This window comes from Thermanaeromonas toyohensis ToBE, from assembly GCF_900176005.1.
GTDB classification, from domain to species: Bacteria; Bacillota; DSM-521; order Neomoorellales; family Neomoorellaceae; genus Thermanaeromonas; species Thermanaeromonas toyohensis.
Genome location: NZ_LT838272.1, coordinates 3174302 through 3182500, shown reverse-complemented (window position 1 = coordinate 3182500; position 8199 = coordinate 3174302). Strand labels below are relative to the sequence as shown.

7 protein-coding genes, 2 rRNA genes and 1 riboswitch (1 of these 10 running past the window's edge) are annotated in these 8199 nt (G+C 51.5%); of the genes, 8 read left to right on the top strand and 1 reads right to left on the bottom strand.

The features are described 5' to 3' along the window. The 3 genes from B9A14_RS16025 to B9A14_RS16015 form a co-directional block, all read left to right on the top strand. Positions 1-1453, top strand: a 23S ribosomal RNA gene (locus B9A14_RS16025); it begins 1572 nt to the left of the window's first position. Between the two features lie 119 nt (positions 1454-1572). Next, positions 1573-1688: ribosomal RNA gene (gene rrf, locus B9A14_RS16020) — 5S ribosomal RNA — on the top strand. Positions 1689-1886: 198 nt separating this feature from the next. After that, a complete protein-coding gene (locus tag B9A14_RS16015) occupies positions 1887-2219 on the top strand; it encodes a LysM peptidoglycan-binding domain-containing protein (RefSeq protein WP_084666820.1) in 333 nt (110 codons plus the stop codon). A 14-nt stretch (positions 2220-2233) separates the two neighbouring features. Here B9A14_RS16015 and B9A14_RS16010 read toward each other — a convergent pair whose 3' ends face one another. Beyond that, the gene (locus B9A14_RS16010) at positions 2234-2788 is read right to left on the bottom strand and encodes a cysteine hydrolase family protein (protein WP_084666819.1); all 555 of its coding nucleotides are present in this window, start codon (positions 2786-2788) and stop codon (positions 2234-2236) included. A 388-nt stretch (positions 2789-3176) separates the two neighbouring features. Here B9A14_RS16010 and B9A14_RS16005 point away from each other — a divergent pair, with 388 nt between their 5' ends. From B9A14_RS16005 to B9A14_RS15985, 5 genes are all read left to right on the top strand, one after another. Beyond that, positions 3177-3878, top strand: a complete 702-nt coding sequence (locus B9A14_RS16005) for a class I SAM-dependent methyltransferase (RefSeq protein ID WP_084666818.1) — start codon at positions 3177-3179, stop codon at positions 3876-3878. A gap of 109 nt (positions 3879-3987) precedes the next feature. Further along, positions 3988-4233 (top strand): YkoF family thiamine/hydroxymethylpyrimidine-binding protein, encoded by a 246-nt coding sequence (locus tag B9A14_RS16000; protein WP_084666817.1) that lies wholly within the window; start codon positions 3988-3990, stop codon positions 4231-4233. Positions 4234-4402: 169 nt separating this feature from the next. Further along, positions 4403-4546: riboswitch (molybdenum cofactor riboswitch) on the top strand. Between the two features lie 139 nt (positions 4547-4685). After that, complete coding sequence (locus tag B9A14_RS15995) at positions 4686-4880, top strand: hypothetical protein (RefSeq protein ID WP_231967842.1); 195 nt, start codon at positions 4686-4688, stop codon at positions 4878-4880. Between the two features lie 72 nt (positions 4881-4952). Then, complete coding sequence (locus B9A14_RS15990; RefSeq protein WP_084666816.1) at positions 4953-6188, top strand: molybdopterin molybdotransferase MoeA; 1236 nt, start codon at positions 4953-4955, stop codon at positions 6186-6188. A gap of 37 nt (positions 6189-6225) precedes the next feature. Continuing rightward, positions 6226-8154, top strand: a complete 1929-nt coding sequence (locus B9A14_RS15985) for a molybdopterin biosynthesis protein (protein WP_084666815.1) — start codon at positions 6226-6228, stop codon at positions 8152-8154. Positions 8155-8199: the final 45 nt, after the last annotated feature.

The following is an 8199-nucleotide window of genomic DNA, read 5'->3' as shown; positions in this document are numbered from 1 at the left end:
GTCCAAGCCTGTAGGGTGTGGGGCAGGGAAAACCGTCCCACGTGAAGCCTGAGGGGTGACGGGGAGGGAAGATAGAGTACCGAACTGGCCGAGCCCACACTGCCAAGAAAAGCCTCTAACGAGGGGGCTAGGTGCCCGTACCGCAAACCGACACAGGTAGGCGAGGAGAGAATCCACAGGCGCGCGAGCGAACCCTCGTCAAGGAACTCGGCAAAATGGCCCCGTAACTTCGGGAGAAGGGGCGCCCCGTGTAGGGTAGCCGGGCCTTGCGTCTGGTGGCCCGAGGGGGCCGCAGAGAAACGGCCCAAGCGACTGTTTACCAAAAACACAGGTCCCTGCAAAAGCGAAAGCTGAAGTATAGGGGCTGACGCCTGCCCGGTGCTGGAAGGTTAAGGGGAAGGGTTAGCTGGGGGCGAAAGCTTCTAGCGAAGCTCTGAACCGAAGCCCCAGTAAACGGCGGCCGTAACTATAACGGTCCTAAGGTAGCGAAATTCCTTGTCGGGTAAGTTCCGACCCGCACGAAAGGCGTAACGACTTGGGCACTGTCTCGACGGGGGGCTCGGTGAAATTGTAGTACCCGTGAAGATGCGGGTTACCTGCGGTAGGACAGAAAGACCCCGTGGAGCTTTACTGTAGCCTGGCATTGGGTTTTGGTACCTCATGTACAGGATAGGTGGGAGGCGTAGAACCACTCTCGCCAGGGGGTGGGGAGCCGGCCTTGGGATACCACCCTTGGGGTACTGAAATTCTAACCTGGGGTCGTGAACCGGCCTAGGGACAGTGTCAGGTGGGCAGTTTGACTGGGGCGGTCGCCTCCTAAAGGGTAACGGAGGCGCCCAAAGGTACCCTCAGCGCGGTCGGAAATCGCGCGTGGAGTGCAAAGGCATAAGGGTGCTTGACTGCGAGACCGACGGGTCGAGCAGGGACGAAAGTCGGGCTTAGTGATCCGGTGGTACCGGATGGAAGGGCCATCGCTCAACGGATAAAAGCTACCCCGGGGATAACAGGCTGATCCCGCCCAAGAGTCCACATCGACGGCGGGGTTTGGCACCTCGATGTCGGCTCATCGCATCCTGGGGCTGAAGTAGGTCCCAAGGGTTGGGCTGTTCGCCCATTAAAGCGGTACGTGAGCTGGGTTCAGAACGTCGTGAGACAGTTCGGTCCCTATCCACCGCAGGCGCAGGAAACTTGAGGGGGGCCGTCCCTAGTACGAGAGGACCGGGATGGACAGACCGCTGGTGTACCAGCTGTCCCGCCAGGGGCATCGCTGGGTAGCCAAGTCTGGAGGGGATAAGCGCTGAAGGCATCTAAGCGCGAAGCCCACCCCAAGATAAGGTTTCCCACCGGGAAAGCCGGGTAAGACCCCTGGAAGACTACCAGGTAGATAGGCCGGGAGTGTAAGGGGGGTAACCCCTTTAGCGGACCGGTACTAATCGGTCGAGGGCTTGACCCTAGCACACTATGCAGTTTTGAGGGAACAAGGCCAAGGATAGGTTACAAAGTGAAGAAGAGAAGGAGAGTTAAGAAGAAGATAGAGGGTATAGAAAAGAGGATATAAGGGAAGGAAGGCTTTCTGGTGGTTATAGCGGAGGGGAAACACCCGTTCCCATCCCGAACACGGAAGTTAAGCCCTCCAGCGCCGATGGTACTGGGGGTCCGTCCCCCGGGAGAGTAGGTCGCTGCCAGAAAGCCTCGCTATATAGGAAAATACTTGAGCCCCTGTTAAGCTTACGTTAGCAGGGGTTTTTATTTTTCTTTAACAGGTGAATATTGAAACACTGGTACTTACAGCCAATGGGAATTTCTAAGGCCAGGGATAACATTTTGCTCACGTCTAACATATGTTGGAAAAGGAGATTAAACCAATTTTGAGAAGGTGAATCTCTATGGTATCTCAGCAGCCGCCCTGCCCGTCCGGTAGATACTGGCGAGTACAACCTGGAGATACGTTATATCTCATCGCCCTGCGCTTGGGTACTACGGTAGAAGAACTTATGCGCCTTAACCCAGGTGTGGATCCTAACAATCTGCAGATAGGCCAGCTAATCTGTCTCCCTGAGCAGCAATGTCCCTCAGGCGTTTATTGGATAGTAGCACCTGGCGATACCCTTTATCGCATTGCCCAAGCTGTGGGGACCACAGTGGAAAAGCTTTTGGAACTTAACCCCCATATCGATCCCTATAATCTTCAAGTAGGCCAAGCTATTTGTTTGCCGTAAATCCATCTTAAAATTTAAACCACCTTAACACCCAGTACGGTCCGCATCTGTTCCAGGGCGAATTTGTGGGCGTCCGCGTCGAAGGTAGCCATACCTTGAGCATAGGCTGTCACTGGGATATCGCGGTTGGCTAGCTCCTCAGCGGTGAAGAAACAACAGATATTGGTGCATACGCCTACCAGTTCTACTTCGTCTACCTTCTCTTTAGGGCTTCCTGGTACTAATCCCAGCCAAGTTTCTAGATCAGTACCGAAGAAGGCGCTATAGCGGCTTTTTTTAAGGAAATGAACCTTGCCTGTGCCTTGGTAAGGCTGGATTGCTTCCTTAAGCTCGGGGATAAGGTCATGCCCGGGTGTTCCTTCTAAGCAGTGCGGTGGGAACTTTTGAAATTCTGCATCTTTAGGCGTATGGGTATCCAAGGTGAAAAGGACTTCCTCTCCATGGGCTAAGGCTTCCTTTACCTTACTTACCACAAAGGGTATTATTTGCCGTGCTTCGGGAAAACTTAAAGCTCCACCTTCAGCTACAAAGTCATTTTGCATATCGATGACGAATAAAACTTTACGCATGAGCCTGATACCCTCCTTAGGGGATTTCTCCATTTTATTTTGTTGGCTTTATTTTATCCAACCTGGTAGTTAATAAGCAATAAGCTAAAAAGAACGGTTAAAACCTACCTTTAAAACCCAATCTGTGGTAATATAAGGCTAAGAGCAGGGAGAAATTGGGGAAACTGAAAGAAGATTATAGTGGGAATTATAGTCCTTATAATAGTGGATATGGAGGGAGATAAAGATAATTAAGGATAATTTCAAGGAGAGAAAGGTTAGAGAGGGCAGGAGAGAAATTTTTTTGTGGAACCTTCTGGTATACCAAAGGGTTATTTACCCAAGGGCTATATATGGTCATATTATTCATCCCAATACAAATAAATAAACCTTAGAGGAGGTTTATCCGATGGCTGAACTTTTTGATAAGAAGTCTCAAGATTACGATGATTGGTATAAGACGCCTAAGGGGAAGCTGGTGGATAAAATCGAAAAGGAAGCTATATACGAGTATCTTAAGCCGGAGCCAGGGATGGAGATTTTAGATGTGGGGTGCGGTACTGGGAATCTTTCTTTAGAGCTGGCCCGCTTGGGAGCCCAGGTGACCGGGATTGATATTTCAGAACCGATGTTAGCTAAAGCACGGTATAAGGCTGAGAGGGAAGGCCTCCCGATAAAATTTTACCGAGCTGACGCCCGCCATCTCCCCTTTGGAGAAGGTACCTTTGATGCAGTGGTATCGCTTACGGCTTTAGAATTCGTACCAGACTTAAGGGAAGCCCTAGAGGAGGCTTACCGGGTACTCAAGCCTGGGGGCCGGCTGGTAGTGGGGGTTATAGGTGGGAATAGCGCTTGGAGCAGGTATTATCAAGAAAAGGCCGCGCGGGATCCGGAAAGCCTTTTCCACCATGCACATTTCCCTACTTTAGAGGAGCTTTTGGCCGCCATGCCAGGAGAAAGGGTGCAGGGTAGAGCAGTATTGTTTGTTCCCCCTGACTTTGATTTCAGCCAGGTAGAAGAGGCCCTGGCCTTGGAAGAAGAGGCTCGGCGGCAAGGGAGGACAGATGGGGGATTCGTTTGTGCCCTGGCTTATAAAGTCGCTTCCAGTTAGGGCTGTAGTGGAGATTGGGAAATTTTTGTAGAGGAGTGGCCGTATGATGGTGGTGCCGAAGGAAGTATGGGAATCTTTGTTAAGTGATGATTTTCGGGAGGTGTAAGCTATGCTGGCTTGCCAGGTAGCTCTTTATCCGCTCGGTGTTAAAGAGTACTCTCAGCTGATCAAAGAGGTTTTAGCTTCTTGGTCAGCGGGGCAGGTGCAGGTGGAGACCAATTCTATGAGCACCATCATCCGGGGAGAGGAAGAAGAAGTGTGGCGGGCAGTCAAAACCCTCTTTGAAGCCGCGGCTGACCGGGGAGAAGTTGTTCTAGTAGCTACTTTTTCTAATCGTTGTGGTTGCCAAGTATAGCAAGTATAGGTAAGTATAAAAGTATAGGTATAGATAGTTTAAAAGGTACAACAAAAAATAAAGAATGGCAGATCGGTCGTTTTTGAGCGTAAGATGCTTTATTTTGTTTATCCGTTATGCTAGAATAGACTTAACCATTTTGATCTTAAAATAGGCTTAATAATAGGCCTCTATATTAGACCTCCGAGCCAGTAAGCCTACGGCTAAAAACCTTAAGCTATGGCTGCTGGCCTCCTGCCTCCAGGCAGTGACGGGGTAGGCCGGGAAACGGGCCTGCCTCCCGGATTGGGAAAGGAGCCTTAAGGGAGAAACTAAGGGCACCCATTCCGGGTGCCCGTTAATGTCTTCTAGAGCATTTAAAGGAGAGTGCCCTTATAAGGCCCTGTGGGTCTTTTATTTAAGGGAGTAAAGAAGAGCTTCTGCAAAAACCTTGCTTACAAGGGGAGAATAAAATGGAGAAAATGGAGAAAAAAGAAGAAATCCTGCAAGTGGTTCGGGAGGCGGCAGAAGCCCGGGGAGGGAAGTTACCTTGTGCTGTGGCCCAGGATTTGGCCCGGAAATTGGGAGTCCCCATGCGGACCATCGGACAAGCTGCAGACGAGCTTAAAATAAAGATAGTCCAGTGCCAACTAGGTTGTTTTGAATAAACGGGCTAGTTTTATCCAAGACAAGATTGGAGGCTAAAGCCCAGGGTAGTAGATCTCCAGGTGGGAAGGTTTATGGAGTTTTTTCAGGTGGTGACTGTTGCCCAGGCCCGTAAGGTTCTGGCCAGCCACTGGCCCAGGCTTAAGCGTAAGAGCGTAGTTTGCGAGTTGACGCAAGCCTTAGGCCTGGAGTTGGCTGAAGACATTGTGGCTCAGGAAAACGTTCCCGGGTTTACCCGCTCCACCGTGGATGGTTTTGCCGTGCGCTCCTGTGATACTTTCGGAGCTAGCGAGGGGACACCCGTACCTTTGCGGATGATTGGTGAGGTACCCATGGGGTCGCGGGCAGAGATGGTTTTAAACCGAGGGGAAGCGGTGGCGGTGAGCACCGGGGGTATGCTACCTCTAGGTGCAGACGCTGTAGTTATGTTGGAGCATACGGAGACCTTGCCAGGAGGTTGGCTAAATGTTTTAAAACCTGTGGCCCCTAAAGAAAACGTTATGGCTGAGGGGGAGGATGTTAAGAAGGGCGAGACAGTTCTTAAGGCAGGATGCCGCCTACGACCTCAAGATTTGGGGGTTTTAGCTGCTCTGGGCCATTGGAAAGTGAAGGTATGGGAGCCCTGGCGGGTAGGGATTTTGGCAACTGGCAACGAGATAGTACCTGTAGAAGCACAGCCAGGACCAGGGCAAGTCCGGGATATCAATTCTTATACCCTCTGGGGACTGGTAAAATCCTGCGGAGCCGAAGCCAAGTTATATGGTATTGTTCCTGATGACCTGTCTTATTTAAGCGAAAGGCTGGCCCAGGCTTTAGAGGAAAGCCAGGTAGTTCTTCTTTCTGGTGGAAGTTCAGTAGGAACCCGGGATCTAACCCTTCGCCTTTTATCTCATTGGGGAGAAGAAGGTTTACTTTTCCATGGGGTATCCATCCGGCCCGGTAAACCTACCCTGGCTGCCCTTATCCAGGACAGGATGGTTTTTGGCCTCCCTGGTCACCCAGTATCGGCTATGGTTTCTTTTTATCTTTTTGTAAGTCCTCTTTTAAAGTATGGCCGTTACCAAGATCCGGAAGAAGAACCAGCGGTGGAGGCTACTTTGGCGCGACGGTTATCTTCGGACGCCGGGCGGGAGGATTATGTGAGGGTACGCTTGGCACGCGGGGAAGATGGCGGGTTGGTGGCTGTACCCCTTCCGGGTAAATCGGGGCTCATTTCTACTATGGTGCAGGCCGATGGTTTCATAAGGATACCTTTGGAAAAGGCCGGGTTAGAGGCTGGTAGTCGGGTGAAGGTGAGGCTTTTTATATAAAAGAGGACGGGCAGGTTAAGGCAGGAGGGCTTAAAGCGTGGAGGAACGTAAAGTTTTTCTGGACAACCGGCCCTGGGAGGAAGCTCGAGAGGAATTTTTAGAGGCCTTAAAAAATATAGGGTTTCTCCATCCTACGCCGGGGGAAAAGATACCTACCCAGGAAGCCTTAGGGCGGGTCACAGCAGAGGCTGTGTATGCTCCCCTTTCCTCCCCCCATTATATTGGCGCGGCCATGGATGGTATCGCTGTCCGGGTGGAGGATACCTGGGGTGCTTCCGAAGGTTTTCCCCGGAGGTTAGTTTTGGGGAAAGAAGCTTGGGTGGTCGATACAGGTGATCCTCTACCGGAAGGGTCTAACGCAGTTATTATGCTGGAAGAGGTTACTTTTATCGACGAAAACATAGTGGAAATTTATGCTCCGGCCATACCTTGGCAGCATGTCCGCCTACCGGGGGAGGATATTTTGGCTGGGGAGATGCTGGCACCGACCAACCATCTTTTAACAGCCTTTGATCTGGCCGCTTTCTTAAGCGCAGGAGTTACAGAGGTAAAAGTACGCCGTAGGCCCCAGGTGGCTATTTTGCCTACTGGGAGCGAATTGGTACCGCCCACTTCTAATCCCCTGCCCGGGCAAATCATAGAATCCAATAGCGTTATGTTAGCCTCCTTAGTCCGCCAATGGGGAGGCGAACCCCACCTTTTCCCCATCACTCCGGACGATTACGACCTCCTTAAAGAGCGGCTAAAGTTAGCCTTGTCTCAAGCAGATGTAGTGCTTATCAATGCCGGATCTTCTGCTGGCCGGGAGGATTATACTGCCCGTCTAGTGGCCGAGCTGGGCCGTATTTTTACCCACGGTGTAGCTACCAAACCGGGTAAGCCGGTTATCCTGGGCTTGGTGGAAGGTAAACCGGTGTTAGGAGTCCCGGGCTACCCCGTTTCAGCGGCCCTCTGTGCTGAGCTTTTCCTTCGACCCCTGGTGTATATCAAGCAAGGCCTTAAACCGCCGGAGCCTCCGGAGGCCCAAGCTATCTTGGGACGGAAAATAGCTTCCTCTCTAGGCCGGGAAGAATTTATTCGCGTGCGCCTTGCCCAAGTGGGGGAAAAGCTAATAGCTACTCCCTTAGGCCGGGGAGCGGGGAACATCGCCTCCCTGGCCCGGGCAGATGGGATTTTGCGTATTCCGCGTCTTTCCGAGGGCTACCCTGCAGGTGCTGAGGTAAAGGTAGTTCTTCTTAAGGCGCTGGAAGAGATCCAGGCCACCCTGGTCATAACCGGCAGCGATGATCCCTTGCTTGCAGTATTGGGAGATGCCTTACGTAAGCTTTATCCTGGTAAGGGGCTAGCAGTAGCAAAAGTAGGAAGTCTAGCAGGGCTTAATGTTTTGCAGCGGGGAGAAGCCCACGGAGCAGGTATACACTTGTTGGATCCCGCCAGCGGTACATATAACGTGCCCTATGTTGAGGAGTATTTACGTGGCGAGCAGGTGGTGCTAGTTAACCTAGCCTACAGGCAGAACGGCTTGATGGTTGCTCCCGGCAATCCTAAAAACATTAAAAGCTTAAAGGATCTGGTGCGAAAAGATGTGACCTTTGTCAACAGGCAGCCTGGCTCGGGTACCCGGGTGCTTTTGGATTACCATTTAAAGCTTCAGGGTTTAGAGGTGAAGGATATCCATGGTTATGAGAGGGAGGAGACCACCCACCTAGGTGTGGCGGCGAGGGTGGCTCTGGGCTTAGCAGATGTGGGCTTAGGAATTTATGCCGCGGCCAGGGCCTACCAACTAGAATTTGTCCCGGTGGCGGTGGAACGCTTTGATTTATGTTTCTTTCGCGAGCAATGGGAAAATCCTTTAGTCCAGGATTTAGTTAAGGTTATGGCTTCGGAAGAATTTCGGAAGGCAGCCCAGCGCCTGCCAGGATATGATCTTAAGGATTGTGGGCAAATAGTTTGGAAGAATTTTTGACTTGGAAAGCCAGGGAGACCGGGGAGAAAGAGCACGAGTTTAAGG